The organism is Vibrio ishigakensis (genome assembly GCF_024347675.1).
Lineage (GTDB): Bacteria > Pseudomonadota > Gammaproteobacteria > Enterobacterales > Vibrionaceae > Vibrio > Vibrio ishigakensis.
The window spans coordinates 851203-867349 of sequence record NZ_AP024881.1 but is presented as its reverse complement, the minus strand read 5'-3'; the positions used below and the strand labels follow the sequence as shown (position 1 = coordinate 867349).

The 16147-nt window shown below is 48.0% G+C and carries 15 protein-coding genes and 1 tRNA gene; 11 read left to right on the top strand and 5 right to left on the bottom strand.

Annotation, left to right across the window (positions count from 1 at the left end):
* Nucleotides 1-18 precede the first annotated feature (18 nt).
* Together luxO and uvrB are read right to left on the bottom strand one after the other, a co-directional pair.
* The gene (gene luxO / locus Pcarn_RS04135; protein WP_261835124.1) at nucleotides 19-1413 is read right to left on the bottom strand and encodes a quorum-sensing sigma-54 dependent transcriptional regulator LuxO; all 1395 of its coding nucleotides are present in this window, start codon (nucleotides 1411-1413) and stop codon (nucleotides 19-21) included.
* An 11-nt stretch (nucleotides 1414-1424) separates the two neighbouring features.
* Nucleotides 1425-3470, bottom strand: coding sequence for an excinuclease ABC subunit UvrB (gene uvrB / locus Pcarn_RS04130; RefSeq protein WP_261835123.1), 2046 nt, complete (start codon nucleotides 3468-3470; stop codon nucleotides 1425-1427).
* 499 nt (nucleotides 3471-3969) lie between these two features.
* Here uvrB and Pcarn_RS04125 point away from each other — a divergent pair.
* Nucleotides 3970-4045, top strand: a tRNA-Asn gene (locus tag Pcarn_RS04125).
* A gap of 200 nt (nucleotides 4046-4245) precedes the next feature.
* Here the strand turns inward: Pcarn_RS04125 and Pcarn_RS04120 are convergent.
* Together Pcarn_RS04120 and Pcarn_RS04115 are read right to left on the bottom strand one after the other, a co-directional pair.
* Nucleotides 4246-5340, bottom strand: coding sequence for an alkene reductase (locus Pcarn_RS04120; RefSeq protein WP_261835122.1), 1095 nt, complete (start codon nucleotides 5338-5340; stop codon nucleotides 4246-4248).
* 134 nt (nucleotides 5341-5474) lie between these two features.
* Entirely contained in the window at nucleotides 5475-5645 is a 171-nt protein-coding gene (locus Pcarn_RS04115; RefSeq protein ID WP_261835121.1) for a hypothetical protein, read from the bottom strand.
* Between the two features lie 396 nt (nucleotides 5646-6041).
* On the opposite strand from Pcarn_RS04115, the gene rsxA reads away from it, so the two are divergent.
* From rsxA to Pcarn_RS04065, 10 genes are all read left to right on the top strand, one after another.
* Nucleotides 6042-6623: an electron transport complex subunit RsxA gene (gene rsxA / locus Pcarn_RS04110; protein ID WP_261835120.1), complete on the top strand. Its 582-nt coding sequence runs from the start codon at nucleotides 6042-6044 to the stop codon at nucleotides 6621-6623.
* Nucleotides 6623-7204, top strand: coding sequence for an electron transport complex subunit RsxB (gene rsxB / locus Pcarn_RS04105; protein WP_261835119.1), 582 nt, complete (start codon nucleotides 6623-6625; stop codon nucleotides 7202-7204). The genes rsxA and rsxB overlap by 1 nt, the downstream gene beginning before the upstream one ends.
* Nucleotides 7205-7209: 5 nt before the next feature.
* Nucleotides 7210-9807 (top strand): electron transport complex subunit RsxC, encoded by a 2598-nt coding sequence (gene rsxC, locus Pcarn_RS04100; RefSeq protein WP_261835118.1) that lies wholly within the window; start codon nucleotides 7210-7212, stop codon nucleotides 9805-9807.
* Entirely contained in the window at nucleotides 9807-10856 is a 1050-nt protein-coding gene (gene rsxD / locus Pcarn_RS04095) for an electron transport complex subunit RsxD (RefSeq protein WP_261835117.1), read from the top strand. The genes rsxC and rsxD overlap by 1 nt, the downstream gene beginning before the upstream one ends.
* On the top strand, nucleotides 10856-11485 hold the full coding sequence (rsxG, locus tag Pcarn_RS04090; protein ID WP_261835116.1) for an electron transport complex subunit RsxG: 630 nt from the start codon (nucleotides 10856-10858) through the stop codon (nucleotides 11483-11485). Before rsxD ends, rsxG begins: the two co-directional genes overlap by 1 nt.
* Nucleotides 11485-12225 carry an electron transport complex subunit E gene (locus Pcarn_RS04085; RefSeq protein ID WP_261835115.1) on the top strand — a complete coding sequence of 247 codons (741 nt, stop codon included), beginning with the start codon at nucleotides 11485-11487 and terminating at the stop codon, nucleotides 12223-12225. The genes rsxG and Pcarn_RS04085 overlap by 1 nt, the downstream gene beginning before the upstream one ends.
* Before the next feature lie 23 nt (nucleotides 12226-12248).
* Nucleotides 12249-12881: an endonuclease III gene (gene nth, locus Pcarn_RS04080; RefSeq protein ID WP_261835114.1), complete on the top strand. Its 633-nt coding sequence runs from the start codon at nucleotides 12249-12251 to the stop codon at nucleotides 12879-12881.
* Nucleotides 12882-12891: 10 nt separating this feature from the next.
* Nucleotides 12892-13308, top strand: coding sequence for a lactoylglutathione lyase (gene gloA / locus Pcarn_RS04075; protein ID WP_261835113.1), 417 nt, complete (start codon nucleotides 12892-12894; stop codon nucleotides 13306-13308).
* Nucleotides 13309-13450: 142 nt separating this feature from the next.
* A complete protein-coding gene (gene rnt / locus Pcarn_RS04070) occupies nucleotides 13451-14104 on the top strand; it encodes a ribonuclease T (RefSeq protein WP_261835112.1) in 654 nt (217 codons plus the stop codon).
* Nucleotides 14105-14130: 26 nt separating this feature from the next.
* Nucleotides 14131-15456 carry a Na+/H+ antiporter family protein gene (locus tag Pcarn_RS04065; protein ID WP_261835111.1) on the top strand — a complete coding sequence of 442 codons (1326 nt, stop codon included), beginning with the start codon at nucleotides 14131-14133 and terminating at the stop codon, nucleotides 15454-15456.
* Nucleotides 15457-15539: 83 nt separating this feature from the next.
* Here Pcarn_RS04065 and grxD read toward each other — a convergent pair whose 3' ends face one another.
* Complete coding sequence (grxD, locus tag Pcarn_RS04060; protein ID WP_261835110.1) at nucleotides 15540-15869, bottom strand: Grx4 family monothiol glutaredoxin; 330 nt, start codon at nucleotides 15867-15869, stop codon at nucleotides 15540-15542.
* Between the last annotated feature and the right edge of the window lie 278 nt (nucleotides 15870-16147).

Genomic DNA, 16147 nt, shown 5'->3' with positions numbered 1-16147 from the left:
GTCAGCTCAAGATACGACTCAGCCACGCCCTTTCTCCCAACGCTCAATCTTACGATAGATGGTCGATGCGCTCACATCCAGCTTGTTTGCAGCCGCTGGAATAGAGCCATCACATAATTTTATGGCGCGCTCGATAACGCGACGTTCAATCAAGGATAGAGGAACAATCTCATCCTCATCTTCTTCGGTTAACGGTGTTAGAAAGTTGGTCACTGTCGATTCTGAGTGCTCTGCGACCTCTACCGAATCAAGCGGTGATGGCAACATTTCTAGGCTCACCTCTTCACCTTGGTTTAATACAACGATATTGCGGATTACGTTCTGCAATTGGCGCACGTTACCAGGCCATGGATAAGCTAAGAAGCGCCTTAACACCTCAGGAGAGAATTTATTGAAGGCTTTATTCTCTTCGATGGACATAAAGCCCAGCAGTGAGTAACCGATTTCTATGATGTCATCGCCCCGTTCACGAAGCGGTGGCAGATGCAGAGGAATCACGTACAAGCGATAATACAGGTCTTCACGAAAGCGGCCTTTCTGCACCTCTTGCCAAGGGTCTTTGTTGGTTGCGCACACAAAACGAACGTCTACCCGGCTCAGTTTAGAGGAGCCTACCTTCTGGAAGGTACCGGTCTGAATAAAGCGCAGTAGCTTGGTCTGAAGATCCAGCTCCATCTCGCAAAGCTCATCCAAAAACAAAGTACCGCCGTCAGCCAATTCTGCCGCACCTTTACGGTCGGTAGAGGCACCGGTAAACGCGCCTTTCACGTGACCAAACAGCTCACTCTCGATCAGATCCTTTGGAATAGCAGCACAGTTTAGGGCGATAAACGGCTCTTCACTTCGGTTACTCACCGAGTGAATAGCCTCGGCGCACACCTCTTTACCTGTGCCACTTTCGCCGGTGATAAAGATGCTCGCCTTACTGCTGGCAGCAGAATCTATGGTGCGGTACACCTTGTGCATACTCGGGCTAGAACCGATAAAACCTTGATAGGTGTTACTCTCACCAAATAGCTGCTGTTTATTACTGCTATGAGTTTGGTGGATCGCCTTAGAAATAGTGACGCGCAGTCGGTCTGCCTCACACGGCTTGATCAGAAAGTCATACGCCCCTTCACGCATTGCCTCGACAGCTACATCAATAGAGCCATGTGCAGTCATAAAGATCACCGGCACCTCGGGCGCCAGTGTTCGGACCTTTTTAAGCACATCCATACCCGTCATATCAGGCAATTTAAGATCCAGTAAGATCAGGTTGGGTACCTGACTGCGAATACTGGTAATTGCCTGCTGACCGGTAGAGACTATCTCAATATCGATATCCAGCGATGCTAAATAAGCCTGATACAGGGTCGCCACCGATAAGGTGTCTTCTACCATCAATAATCGCTTTCTTAGGGATTCTGACATCTAATTGCTTTCTAACTGTTGACGATGAATTGCTTACGATACTCTTCAATCTGATCGCGCTTAGCAGCCGCTTGTTCGAACTCTAGGTTCTGCGCGTGCTGATACATCTCATTCTCTAATGCTAAGATCAGTTTCTCAAGCTCTTGTGGAGAAAGCGCCTTATATTCTTGACTATTGTCCGCTACTTTCGACAAAGGCACAGCCTTGGACTTGCGTTTCGAAGCCTCTTGAGTGGCCGCGCCCAGTTCCATAATATCTTTCACATTACGTTTCAGTGCCTGAGGCTTAATGCCCATCTTCTCGTTATAGGCGTGCTGTTTCTCGCGGCGACGATTGGTTTCGTCCATGGCGCGCTTCATAGAGTCGGTAACGCGATCGGCATATAGGATGGCTTTACCCTTAAGGTTACGCGCAGCACGACCTATGGTCTGGATAAGAGAACGCTCAGAGCGTAGGAAGCCCTCTTTATCGGCATCCAGAATAGCCACCAGCGATACCTCTGGCATATCTAAGCCCTCACGCAGAAGGTTGATCCCCACCAGTACATCAAACTCACCTAAGCGAAGGTCTCGAATGATCTCTACACGCTCAACCGTGTCCACATCCGAGTGCAGATAGCGCACCTTCACATCATGCTCGGTCAGATACTCGGTTAAGTCTTCGGCCATGCGCTTGGTTAGTGTGGTCACCAAGACGCGCTCATCGATGGCACTGCGGATGCGTATCTCCGAAAGAAGATCATCCACCTGAGTAGCGACAGGGCGGACCTCAAGCTCTGGGTCCAGTAGACCAGTTGGACGAACCACCTGATCGGCAATCTCGTCACCGGACATCTCTATCTCATATTTGCCCGGTGTTGCCGAGACAAAGATAGTCTGGGGTGCAAGGGCCTCAAACTCTTCAAACTTCAGCGGGCGGTTATCCAATGCCGATGGCAAACGAAAGCCATACTCCACCAGCGTTTCTTTACGCGAGCGGTCACCCTTATACATGGCGCCAATCTGAGGCACGGTAACGTGTGACTCATCAATGATGAGAAGACCGTCATGAGGAAGGTAATCGAATAGGGTCGGTGGCGGCTCGCCCTCAGCACGGCCACTCAAGTGACGAGAATAGTTTTCTACCCCAGAGCAGAAGCCAAGCTCATTCATCATCTCAATATCAAATTGGGTACGCTGACTGATGCGCTGCTCTTCCAGAAGCTTGTTGTTCTCTAAAAGGTATTTCTTACGATCGGCCAGCTCTTCTTTAATGGTTTCAATAGCCTCCAGCATCCTATCCCTAGGGGTCACGTAATGGGTCTTAGGGTAGATGGTAAATCGAGGCAGGTCTCGCTGTACTAATGAGCCGGTTAATGGGTCGAACAGGCTGATACACTCTATCTCATCGTCAAACATCTCGATGCGAACGGCATCCTGCTCAGATTCTGCAGGGAATATGTCGATAACCTCGCCACGCACTCGGAACTGACCACGCTCAAAGGCAACATCATTGCGTGAATATTGAAGCTCTGCCAGACGACGCAAAATGTCGCGCTGATTAATAAAGTCACCACGACGTACATGAAGCATCATCTTCAGATAAGATTCTGGATCACCAAGACCATAGATGGCTGATACTGAGGCAACGATTATGGCATCTTTACGTTCTAACAGTGCCTTAGTTGCCGACAGTCGCATCTGCTCAATGTGTGCATTGACCGAGGAGTCCTTTTCAATAAAGGTATCGGTCGTCGGAACATAAGCCTCTGGCTGGTAATAGTCATAGTAGGATACGAAATACTCAACCGCGTTATTGGGGAAGAAAGCTTTCATCTCACCATATAGTTGCGCCGCCAAGGTCTTATTCGGCGCGAGCAGGATAGCCGGTCTTTGTGCGGTTGCGATAACATTAGCTAGAGTAAATGTCTTACCAGATCCCGTCACCCCGAGAAGGGTTTGATGTGCGAGGCCTGAGTCTAGACCTTCAAGGAGCTGTTCTATGGCTGTGGGCTGATCCCCTGAGGGTTTATAATCCGAAACCAACTCATACAGTTTTTCACTTTTTTCTTCACTCACAGTCACTTACCTGCCAGACAAAATCTAAGAACGTATTTATATCAATTTTATCACTAGAAGTGCTAGCACTCGATTTTAACATTTGCTATATTCCTTGACCCTACTGAAATTCTTCGGCGTCCTTGCCATTTTCAGTACTCACAGCTTTTCCCCAAAACACCTCTTTTTTGTGACAAAACTGTTTAACTTTTGTTCAGCATTCGCAGTTATTCACCTAGCTAATCAATCGCAGAATACTCAGATTAATTTAAGCAATACAAGCAGTTAGAACGCCATTCCAAACATCACTTGTTAAAAATGTTAAATCTCGCTCAGAGTTTCCCCGATCTAATCAACACACTTATCCACAACTTTAGTGGATAACTAATGTAAAGCCTTGCTGACACTGGCCTGACAAAACTCAACCCTTTTTCGGCGTTAAAATTTTGCTGTTTTTTTCATTTTCAGCTGTTGACACTAATATGCATCGCCAGTAAGATTCGCCTCGCTTTCGAGCAATTCCCCCTTAGTTCAGTTGGTAGAACGGCGGACTGTTAATCCGTATGTCGCAGGTTCGAGTCCCGCAGGGGGAGCCAAATTTAGAGAAAACCGTACCCTTGGGTGCGGTTTTTTCGTTTGTAGCTCAAAACTTTGTGAACAGCAGATATGTCGCAGCCGAAGCTCGGCGCGTTTAGTCCCGCAAGGCGAGCCAAATTATAGGAAAAGGCCAGTACGCAAGTACTGGCCTTTTTCGTTCTGCAACCTCAGAAACCAAAAGAGTTCTGATGTAGAAGCTTTATTCCTGATACGCCGAATAATCCGTATACCCCTTCTCTACCCCACCAAACAAGGTGCTAGGGTCTAGCTCGGCTAGCGGTAGGTCAAATTCTAGACGCTTCACTAAATCCGGATTTGCGACGAATGGACGACCAAAGGCAACCAAATCTGCCAATTCCTCTGAGATGATTGCTTCAGCACGCGCTACGTCATAGCGACCTGCCACAATAATGGTATTACTGAAGATCTCGCGAAGCTGGATTCTAAAATCATCTGGAATAGTTGGAGCATCGTCCCAATCCGCCTCTGAAAGATGAATATAGGCAATATTGCGTTTTTGCAGCTCAGCCGCACTTTCGAGAATAGTCGGCACGATATCCGGACAGTTCATATCCTTGAAGGTAATGAATGGGGCAAGTCGCACGCCAACCTTATCTGCACCAATCTCAGCGATGACCGCATCAACCACTTCTAGCAGGAAGCGAATTCGATTCTGACGACAACCACCGTAATTGTCGGTTCTATGGTTAGAGTTGGTGCGAAGAAACTGATCGATTAGATAGCCGTTACCACCGTGGATCTCGATACCATTAAACCCTGCTTCAACCGCGCGCTTGGCGGCATAGGTGAAGTCCTGAATCACACGCTTGATATCATCTTGCGTCATCTCACGGGGCTGAACACAATCAACCATATTGCCATTGCCTGCTTCATCAGAAATCCACACTTGGGTTTCCACCGGTGCTAGGGCTGAGGGAGCCATTGGTAGCTCGCCTTTTTGAAAGATAGGATGTGATACTCGACCTACATGCCACAACTGACAGAAAATAGCAGCACCTTGAGCCTTTGCCTCACTAGTGACGGCTTTCCAGCCCTCCACCTGCGCATCAGTATACACGCCCGGAGTGAAGGAGTAACCCTGAGAGTCATCAGATATTTGAGTCGCCTCTGTGATGATAAGACCAGCGCTAGCACGCTGCTTGTAATAGTCCGCCATCATCTGATTTGGGATATTACCCGGTTGAGTAGTGCGCGCCCTTGTCATAGGCGCCATCACCACTCGGTTGTTTAACTCTAGGGACTCTAATTTCACTTTCTCAAATAACTTGCTCATACAATCTTCCTTCACATCGTGCTTGGACAAATGTCTCACCTGGGCTTCAGGTGACTGATGGTGCAAGTATATTGATTTGATATTAGTTAATAATTAGCCAGAAATTGAATTAACTATTTAGATTTTTAAAACAATCATTGATGTGAAAGATAGTGATGCTTCCTATGATGCAGTCTCAACATCATAGAGGCGATCTTCAGCATCAAAAACGCTACATAGAACAGAGTACCTACTGCTACAAATAGGCCAGATAGAATGGTTGAGGCTAGATTGTATAGCGCTCTTAAAAGTGTTTGAACTAGCATAATTTCCCCCGATAGAGCCGATGTGCTCCATCCTTTGATTGTTGGGGCAAGCCTACGCCTCGACCAAGCAAGGATAAATAATGTAAAACTTAATTCACTGTTTCGGAAAACTGAATGATTGGGGGATTACCTCGAGAACCAGTGCTCTGCAATCAGTTCATAACCCCGTTTTTTGCACTCTCTTATTACAATCTAATTTTGCGTGATCCCGGTCACTTTGTTATCTGTGTCTAATTCCTACGCTCCCATCTGGATAAAGCACCTCCATTCTGGGAGTTAATGCGTATAAGCGACTATATTTTCTACAATTGTTGTAAATCCCTATAGATGTTGTGTTGTTAAACACATCACAAAGCAGGATAATGTGCAGCTCGATTCGGGTGAGTAAGTAAAGGTATGACAGAATATTTGCTGTTGTTGGTCGGTACAGTGCTGGTCAACAACTTTGTGCTAGTTAAATTTTTAGGCCTGTGTCCCTTCATGGGGGTTTCCAAAAAAGTGGAAACTGCAATCGGCATGAGTCTAGCCACCACCTTTGTACTTACCCTAGCTTCTGTTTGCGCCTATCTGGTAGAAACCTATATCTTGCAACCTCTGGGTATCGCTTACCTAAGAACCATGAGCTTCATCTTGGTAATCGCTGTAGTAGTTCAGTTCACCGAAATGGTGGTGCACAAGACAAGCCCTACTCTCTATCGCCTGCTGGGTATCTTCATCCCACTTATCACCACCAACTGCGCCGTGCTAGGTGTAGCGCTTCTGAACGTAAACGAGAACCACAGTTTTATCGAATCCATCATCTATGGTTTTGGCGCAGCAGTGGGTTTCTCCATCGTATTGGTTCTATTCGCTTCTATGCGTGAACGTATCGCGGCGGCTGACGTACCTCTGCCATTTAAAGGCGCTTCTATTGCGATGATCACCGCAGGACTAATGGCACTGGCATTCATGGGCTTCACAGGGTTGGTTAAAATATAATGGACGCAATCTTTATTGCCATCATAGCGCTAGGTGTACTTGCTCTGTTATTCGGGGGCTTGCTGGGCTTTGCTTCAATTCGCTTCAAGGTGGGTGCAGACCCTATCGTTGACCAAATCGACGCCATCTTGCCACAAACCCAATGTGGTCAGTGTGGTTACCCTGGCTGTAAGCCTTATGCAGAGGCTATTGCCAATGGCGACGCGATCAACAAGTGTCCTCCGGGCGGTGAAGCAACCATCCAAAAACTGGCTGACCTTATGGGTGTGGACGTACCCGATTCAGACCTCGATATAGACGACAACGTCAAAAAAGTCGCCTTTATTCATGAAGATATGTGTATCGGCTGTACCAAGTGTATCCAAGCCTGTCCTGTAGACGCTATCGTCGGCGGTACCAAGGCGATGCACACAGTCATCAAAGACCAGTGTACTGGTTGTGACCTTTGTGTCGCACCCTGCCCCACTGACTGTATCGAGATGATCCCTGTGGAAACAACCACGGATACTTGGAAATGGCAACTTAACTCTATTCCTGTGGTTAACCTTGAGACCACAAACAGCACTAACGGAAACTCGTAGCGAACATGCTCTCTTTAATTGAAAAAATTCGCTCTGGTCACCTGTGGGATTTCCCAGGGGGTATTCATCCACCAGAGAATAAAGCCCAATCTCTTACCTCTAAGATTGGTCGCTCGAGTCTTGCCGATGAGTTAGTGATTCCAGTCAAGCAGCACATAGGTAAAGAGGGTGATCTGCTTGTCCAAGTCGGCGACAAGGTACTCAAAGGCCAGCCACTATCTCGTTTTCAAACAAGCCTGAGCCTTCCCGTACATGCCTCTACCTCAGGTGAGATCATTGCCATTGAACCGCGCCCTAGCTGTCACCCATCTTCTCTGCCTGAGTTGGCGATAGTTATTAAACCCGATCACCAAGATACTTGGATTGAGCACCACGGCGTGGAAGACTACACACAAGAACAGCCTGAACATCTGCTGGATATTATTCGAGGAGCGGGTATTTCAGGTATGGGTGGAGCAGGCTTCCCAACGGCACGTAAACTGCGTTCTGGTCTAGGGCGTGTTGATATCTTGATCATCAATGCTGCCGAGTGTGAGCCGTATATCACCGCCGATGACTCTCTAATGCGCGAGTATGCACAGGAGATCATTGAAGGTATCGAGGTCCTTAAGCACATCCTTAAGCCTAAACTCGCAATCATTGGCATCGAGGACAACAAGCCTGAAGCCATTAAGGCGCTAACAGCGGCCGGCGAGAATCACGATATCGTAATTCGTGTCGTACCAACCAAGTATCCATCAGGGGCTTCGAAACAGCTTATTAAGCTACTGACAAACAAAGAGATCCCAAGTACTGGTTATTCTGCCGATATCGGCATGACCATGCTCAACGTGGGCTCCGCTTTTGCAGTGAAGCGTGCCGTAATCAATGGTGAACCTCTGATTGAGCGAGTGGTAACACTGACGGGTAAAAGCGTTAAATCTGCACGCAACTTCTGGGTGCCTATCGGTACGCCGGTTGAGCATCTATTGCAGCAAGGTAACTTTGCACCGACCAAGAAACAGTCAGTCATTATGGGTGGTCCTATGATGGGCTTTACCCTGCCGCATACTCAGGTTCCTGTGACCAAAACCACCAACTGCATCCTAGCACCAGGTAAACGTGAGCTGATGTTCGATCAGCAGGAGATGGCGTGTATCCGATGCGGTCAGTGTGCAGAGGCTTGCCCTGCTTCACTGCTCCCTCAGCAGATGCTGTGGTACTCAAAAGATAACGACCTCGACAAGTGCGAAGAGTATAAGATCAACGACTGTATCGAGTGTGGTATCTGCGCGTATGTATGCCCGAGTAGCATCCCATTGGTTCAGTATTTCAGACAATCCAAAGCTGAAATCAAGATTCGAACCGCAGAAGAGCAAGCAGCGGAGCGAGCCAAAGTGCGCTTTGAACAGCGCAAAGCACGCCTAGAGCGAGACAAGCAAGAGCGTGAGGCTAAGTACAAGGCAGCTGCCGATAAGCGTCGCCAAGAGATGAAAGATTCTGGTGGAGAAGATGCCATTGCAGCAGCTATTGCTCGCGTTAAGCAAAAACAGACAGACGGTCCTAAGCCAGCAGTTGCGGCAGCTATAGCGCGCGCTAAGGCAAAACAGGCAGAAGCGAGTGGCGCAACCGAGCCAGACAACAGTGAAATGCGCAAGCTTCGAGAGCAGCGCAAGCAAGAGGCTCGAGCCAAGCGTGCTGAGAAGCCTGAATCAGGTGATAAGCAAGATGCCGTAGCGGCTGCCATTGCCCGCGCTAAGGCTAAGAAAGAGCAACTAAACAACAAGCCAGCCGAAGCCGAATCTAAGCAAGACGCAGTTGCCGCGGCTATCGCAAGGGCTAAGGCGCGTAAAGCCGCGCAAAAACCAGCGCCTGAGAGACAAGAAGCTCCAGCGGAAAACAAAAATGCTGCTGTGGCTGCCGCCGTTGCCAGAGCCAAAGCTCGCAAAGCCGCACAACAAGCAGAAGGAAACACTGAAACCGAGGCTGATGAGGGCGATTCGAAGAAAGCTGCAGTAGCCGCTGCTATTGCTCGCGCTAAAGCTCGCAAACAGGCACAAGAAACAGAGCAAGCTTCTGAACCACAGGCTAATGAAGGCGATTCGAAGAAAGCTGCAGTAGCCGCTGCCATTGCTCGTTCTAAAGCTCGCAAGCAGGCTCAAGAAACCGAGCAAGGTTCTGAGCCTCAAGCTGAAGAAGCCGATCCTAAGAAAGCCGCTGTAGTTGCTGCCATTGCTCGCGCTAAAGCTCGCAAGCAAGCTCAAGAAACTGAACAAGCTTCTGAACCTCAAGCTGAAGAGGCCGACCCTAAAAAAGCAGCAGTAGCCGCTGCTGTTGCTCGAGCTAAAGCTCGCAAGCAGGCACAAGAAACAGAACAAGCGTCTGAACCACAAACTGAAGAGGCCTACCCTAAAAAAGCAGCAGTAGCCGCTGCCATTGCTCGTGCTAAAGCTCGCAAGCAGGCACAAGAAGCTGAGCAGAACACTGATTCACAATCAGAAGAAAAGCCAGAAACCAAGCAAGCGGATCCTAAGAAGGCCGCCGTTGCCGCTGCTATTGCCCGTGCCAAAGCACGCAAAGCTGAGCAGCAAGCAAAAGAACAAGATTCGAAGGAGAACAACTAGTGGCATTCTTTATCGCCAGTTCACCACATACCCAAAAGCGTCGCTCTCTACCAAGCTTGATGATGTGGGTCGCGCTATGTGCGCTACCTGGGCTAGCCGCTCAAACCTACTTCTTTGGATTCGGTACCTTGATTCAGGTGGTATTTGCCATCTTGGTTGCTTGGACCTTTGAATCTATCGTGATGTTGATGCGCAAGCGCTCTCCAATCGTGGCGCTGCGTGATAACACCGCCCTACTCACCGCACTGCTATTGGCACTGGCCATTCCACCTCTTTCACCTTGGTGGGTTCTGGTAATCGGTCTGTTCTTTGCCATAGTAGTGGCTAAGCATCTGTATGGTGGCATAGGTCAAAACCTGTTTAACCCAGCTATGGTTGGCTACGTAGTTCTACTGATCTCGTTTCCAGTGCAGATGACTAGCTGGCTCACCCCGTCAGCAATTTCACCGATTCCAGTGAGCGCCACCGACGCCCTATCGCTGATATTCAGTGGCTACAGCATAGATGGCCTCTCCCTGCAGCAAATCCGCACCGGTGTTGATGGTATTACCATGGCAACACCGTTAGACACAGTTAAGATTGGCCTTAGCCAAGGCTTTACCCTATCTGAGATCACTCAAAGCCCTATCTTCTCCGGTATTGCAGGTCTTGGCTGGGAATGGGTAAACCTATTCTTCTTACTCGGTGGGTTAGTGATGCTGAAGCTTCGCCTTATTCAGTGGTACATCCCTGTAGGTGTTATCGCTGGCGTACTGGTAATGAGCACCTTGCTTAACCTTGTAATTCCGGGCTCAATTGCATCGCCGATATTCCATCTGCTCTCTGGCGCAACCATGTTTGGTGCCTTCTTTATCGCAACAGATCCGGTATCTGCTGCAACCACAGTCAAAGGCCGTTTGATCTTCGGTTCACTCATCGGTGCGCTTATCGTGATTATTCGCACCTGGGGCGGCTTCCCTGATGGTGTGGCGTTTGCAGTCATCATCGCCAATATGTGTGTACCGCTTATCGACTACTACACTCAACCTCGCACCTACGGACACAAATAATGTTAAGAACTATCAGAAAAAATGGATTGGTCTTGGCCCTGTTTGCAGTTGTATCGACGGGCGTGGTTGCGATTACCAATTTGCTCACCGAAGACACCATTCGTGAGCAACAAACAGCTCAATTGCAGGGTCAACTTAATCAGGTAATCCCAAATCAACTGCATGACAACGAGCTCTACGCTAATTGTGTCGCCCTGAGTGCAGAAGAGATTGGCTCGACCGAACCTATGCCTTTATATATCGCGACTCAGAATGGCGAGATTACAGCGGTAGCCCTAGAGGCCATTGCGCCTGATGGCTATAACGGCTCTATCAAACTGCTGATCGGTGTGGATTTGGATGGTAATGTCCTAGGCGTGCGCGTCCTATCCCACCAAGAAACCCCAGGGCTAGGTGACAAGATCGACCTTCGCGTATCCGACTGGATCCTCTCCTTTGCTGATAAGCTAATCAGCGAAGACAATGGCGACCTATGGCATGTTCGTAAAGATGGCGGCCAGTTTGACCAGTTCACTGGTGCTACCATTACCCCACGTGCAGTGGTGAAAGCGGTTTATAACGCCGGCCTGTACTTCAAGCAAAACCAAGATGCCATCCTAGCTAACTCACCTAAATGTGAGGTGCAATAATGACAGATGTAACCAGCGAACAAGCAACCCCAAACAATGATGAACTGAAGGCTGAGCACAAACAGCTTCTAAAGAATGGTCTGTGGAATAACAACCCAGCGCTAGTTCAGCTTTTGGGTCTGTGTCCGCTGCTTGCGGTTTCCGCTACTGTGACCAACGCCCTTGGTTTGGGTATCGCGACCTTAGTGGTTCTGGTGACCACTAACCTGACTGTGTCTCTTCTAAGAAACCATGTTCCTCAGGAGATCCGCCTACCGATCTTTGTAATGATCATCGCAGCATCAGTAACCTGTGTTCAACTACTGATGAACGCCTATGCCTATGGCCTATATCTGTCACTGGGTATCTTTATCCCACTTATCGTGACCAACTGCGTCATCATAGGTCGTGCCGAGGCTTACGCCTCTCGTAATACACCTCTGCTGGCCGCTGCCGACGGATTCTGGATGGGTTTGGGTATGACAGCGTCCTTGGTTGTACTGGGTGCTATGCGAGAGATCTTAGGCAACGGCACCCTGTTTGACGGTGCAGATCTGCTACTTGGCGATTGGGCTTCCGTGCTTCGTATTGAGCTATTTCACGTTGAGAACAATTTCCTGCTTGCCCTGCTACCGCCCGGAGCCTTTATCGGTGTAGGATTTTTGATTGCGGCTAAAAACTGGCTTGATCACCATCAGGCACAGAAAGCACCTAAGCAAGAAAAACAGAAGATTGAACGAGCTCGAGTGACCAACAGCTAAGTTGACTTAATTAAAAAAGAACAATGAATAAAGATAAAAGAAAGCTAATACTAGAGCGTCTGCGTGAGAATAACCCAAACCCGCAGACAGAACTTAACTGGAATTCACCCTTTGAACTGCTCATCGCAGTTCTGCTTTCGGCCCAAGCGACCGACGTAAGCGTTAACAAGGCGACCGACAAGCTATTCCCTGTGGCAAACACACCACAAGGGCTGTTAGATCTTGGCGTTGATGGTCTAAAAGAGTACATCAAGACCATAGGTCTTTTTAACTCTAAGGCTGAAAACACCATCAAGACCTGCCGTATCCTACTAGAGCAACATGGTGGCGAGGTTCCAGAAAACCGCGAAGCCCTAGAAGCGTTGCCGGGCGTTGGTCGTAAAACCGCAAACGTGGTACTTAACACTGCCTTTGGCTGGCCGACTATCGCGGTAGATACCCATATCTATCGCGTTTCTAACCGTACTAAGTTTGCCATGGGTAAAAACGTAGACGAGGTAGAGCAAAAACTGCTCAAAGTAGTGCCAAAAGAGTTTAAGCTAGATGTACACCATTGGCTTATCCTGCACGGTCGTTACACCTGTATCGCACGTAAGCCACGATGCGGCAGTTGCATCATCGAAGATCTATGCGAATTTAAAGAAAAAACAGAGTAAGGAATATCACATGACTCAAGGTCGCGTTCTACACACCATGCTCCGCGTTGGAGATCTAGACAAATCTATCGAGTTCTATACCAAGGTTATGGGTATGGAACTACTTCGTAAGCACGATAACGAAGAGTACAAATACACACTAGCTTTCGTTGGCTTCGGTGACGAGTCTCAAGGTGCAGTGATTGAGCTAACTTACAACTGGGGCACTAGCGAGTACGACCTAGGCTCAGGTTATGGCCACATCGCTATCGGTTATGAAGACATCTATTCTACTTGTGATGCAATCAAAGCAGCAGGTGGCAAGGTGACTCGTGAGCCAGGTCCAGTTAAGGGCGGTAGCACTCATATCGCCTTTGTTGAAGACCCAGATGGCTACAAGGTTGAGCTTATTCAACGCTCAGACGCAAGTGCGGGCCTTAAAGGTTAAAACGCTGAATTAAGCTAAACATATGAAATGAAAGGCAGTATGGAAACATACTGCCTTTATTTTTACCTTTGCCCTGTAAACTGTTTAGAAATGTGATCAAATCTGCAATAATGCCAGCCATTACTTCGCCAAAATTTGTGTTATGACTGTAGAAAATGAAGCTTTGACGCTAAAAAATCGATTTAGAGGGTATTTTCCTGTGGTTATCGATGTAGAGACCGCTGGATTCAACGCCTCAACCGATGCGTTACTTGAGATTTGCGCCATAACGCTGGCGATGGATGAAAATGGGGATCTCCATCCTGCAACTACAATACACTTTCAGGTGGAGCCTTTTGAGGGAGCGAATTTAGAAAAGGAGGCACTCGACTTTATTGGTATGCGTGACCCATTCAGCCCACTGCGTGGTGCAGTACCTGAATCGGAAGCACTAAAAGAGATTTATAAAGTCGTTCGAAAAGAGCAAAAACAAGCCGGTTGTAATCGAGCCATTATCGTGGCCCATAACGCCGCATTCGATCATGGATTTGTGTCTAAGGCCAATGAGCGCAGTAAATTAAAGCGCGTGCCATTCCATCCATTTGCTACCTTTGATACCGCTACATTAAGTGGTCTCGCTTTTGGTCAAACCGTTTTAGCCAAAGCCTGTAAGACAGCAAACATCGAGTTTGATAATCGCGAAGCACACTCAGCGCTTTACGATACCCAAAAAACAGCAGAACTATTCTGCAAAATAGTTAACCAATGGAAAGCCTTGGGTGGCTGGCCGTTAGTTGACGCTAATAACGAAGAATAAACACAAACACACGCTAGAGTATTTTTATGAATCCCGTAGTAATTTCCGTGTGCATCATGCTGTTGCTAGCACTGATGCGCGTAAACGTGGTGGTAGCCCTAACCTTTAGTGCCATTATCGGTGGCCTGACCGCTGGCATGAGCATTGGCGACACCATCTCTGCTTTTGAAGGTGGCCTAGGTGGCGGCGCCACTATTGCCCTAAGCTATGCAATGCTGGGTACCTTTGCCGTTGCTATCTCAAAATCTGGTATCACTGATCTGCTTGCGCAATCTGTAATCCAACGTATTAACGGTCAAAAGAACGATACTGCTGCCACTGGCCTTAAGTACATGGTTCTAGTTGCGCTTATCCTAGTGACTATCTCATCGCAGAACGTTATCCCAGTACACATCGCCTTCATTCCAATCTTGATTCCACCTCTATTGGCTGTGTTCTCTAAACTGAAGCTTGACCGTCGTATGATCGCCTGTGTGCTGACCTTTGGTCTAGTAACACCATACATGGTTCTTCCAATCGGCTTTGGTGGCATCTTCCTAAACAACATTCTGCTGAAGAACCTGAACGACAACGGCCTACAAAACATCTCTGCTGCCGACGTTCCAACCGCAATGCTTCTTCCAGCAGCAGGCATGATCTTCGGTCTAGTTATGGCTATCTTTGTAAGCTATCGCAAGCCACGCGAGTACAAAGAAACTGAGATGACTCAAATCGATGCAGAGCCTACTCACATCAATAAGAAGCACATTCTTGTAGCTATCCTAGGTATCGTAGCCGCGCTTTCTGTTCAGCTATACACTGGTTCTATGATCATCGGTGCTCTTGCGGGCTTCATGGTGTTCACCACTGGTGGCGTAATCGCTTGGAAAGAGACACACGATGTATTTACCCGTGGCGTTCACATGATGGCGATGATCGGCTTCATCATGATTGCAGCCGCAGGCTTTGCGGCGGTAATGAAATCTACTGGTGGCGTTGAAAGCCTAGTTGAGGCGCTATCGACCTCTATCGGTGATAACAAACCGCTAGCCGCACTACTAATGCTGGTTGTTGGCCTTCTGGTTACCATGGGTATCGGTTCGTCTTTCTCGACCATTCCAATCATTGCAACCATCTATGTACCGCTAGCAGCAGCATTCGGTTTCTCACCAATGGCAACTATCGCACTTGTAGGTACAGCGGCAGCTCTGGGTGATGCAGGCTCTCCAGCGTCTGACTCAACCCTAGGCCCAACGTCTGGCCTGAACGCAGATGGTCAACACGAACACATCTGGCAGACAGTGGTACCGACCTTTATCCACTACAACATCCCACTGATCATTTTCGGTTGGATCGCAGCTATGGTGCTGTAATCGTTAGAGCCCTCCACAAGAAGGCTTTTACAAGCATAAAAAAAGCTCCCATTGGGAGCTTTTTCAGTATCTGGTGTTAGCAATTACTCGCTAGCTGCGCGCTCAGCTGCTTGCTTAACTAGCGGCTGTAGTTCACCTTTCTGGAACATCTCAATGATGATGTCACAACCACCGATCAGCTCGCCTTCGACCCAAAGCTGTGGGAAGGTTGGCCACTGAGCGTAAGCTGGAAGCTCAGCACGGATATCCGGGTTTTGTAGGATATCAACGTATGCGAATTTCTCGCCACATGCCATCAGCGCTTGAGCCGCTTGAGAAGAAAAACCACAGCTTGGAAGCTTAGGTGAGCCTTTCATATAAAGAAGAATAGCGTTTTGCTCAATCTGCTGTTTAATTTTGTCTAGGGTTTCCATAACGATCCTCTGATCCTTTACAACTAATGCTGAATATTCTACCTGACTAGGCAGGAATAAAAACCATAAACTCATTATGGTTATTGTTGCATGTTTGAGCAACTATTCGCTTATTTCTATGCAGATCGTTAGCAATTATTATAATTTTGTTGCTCGCGCTTTTATTCGTTAAAAAACTTGATAGAATGCGATCGAAGTCAAAATTAGATTGCTATCAAAAACAGTGCACACACGTACACTTAATTGGCACGTAAAGATGTCAAAAAATAGCGATTACA

Coding starts and splice junctions, on each gene's coding strand:
- Pcarn_RS04085 (WP_261835115.1), top strand. CDS start 11,485: ATGACAGATGTAACCAGCGAACAAGCAACCCCAAACAATGATGAACTG.
- rsxG (WP_261835116.1), top strand. CDS start 10,856: ATGTTAAGAACTATCAGAAAAAATGGATTGGTCTTGGCCCTGTTTGCA.
- rsxB (WP_261835119.1), top strand. CDS start 6,623: ATGGACGCAATCTTTATTGCCATCATAGCGCTAGGTGTACTTGCTCTG.
- rsxA (WP_261835120.1), top strand. CDS start 6,042: ATGACAGAATATTTGCTGTTGTTGGTCGGTACAGTGCTGGTCAACAAC.
- luxO (WP_261835124.1), bottom strand. CDS start 1,413: ATGTCAGAATCCCTAAGAAAGCGATTATTGATGGTAGAAGACACCTTA.
- Pcarn_RS04120 (WP_261835122.1), bottom strand. CDS start 5,340: ATGAGCAAGTTATTTGAGAAAGTGAAATTAGAGTCCCTAGAGTTAAAC.
- rnt (WP_261835112.1), top strand. CDS start 13,451: ATGACTGTAGAAAATGAAGCTTTGACGCTAAAAAATCGATTTAGAGGG.
- rsxC (WP_261835118.1), top strand. CDS start 7,210: ATGCTCTCTTTAATTGAAAAAATTCGCTCTGGTCACCTGTGGGATTTC.
- nth (WP_261835114.1), top strand. CDS start 12,249: ATGAATAAAGATAAAAGAAAGCTAATACTAGAGCGTCTGCGTGAGAAT.
- Pcarn_RS04065 (WP_261835111.1), top strand. CDS start 14,131: ATGAATCCCGTAGTAATTTCCGTGTGCATCATGCTGTTGCTAGCACTG.
- Pcarn_RS04115 (WP_261835121.1), bottom strand. CDS start 5,645: ATGCTAGTTCAAACACTTTTAAGAGCGCTATACAATCTAGCCTCAACC.
- gloA (WP_261835113.1), top strand. CDS start 12,892: ATGACTCAAGGTCGCGTTCTACACACCATGCTCCGCGTTGGAGATCTA.
- grxD (WP_261835110.1), bottom strand. CDS start 15,869: ATGGAAACCCTAGACAAAATTAAACAGCAGATTGAGCAAAACGCTATT.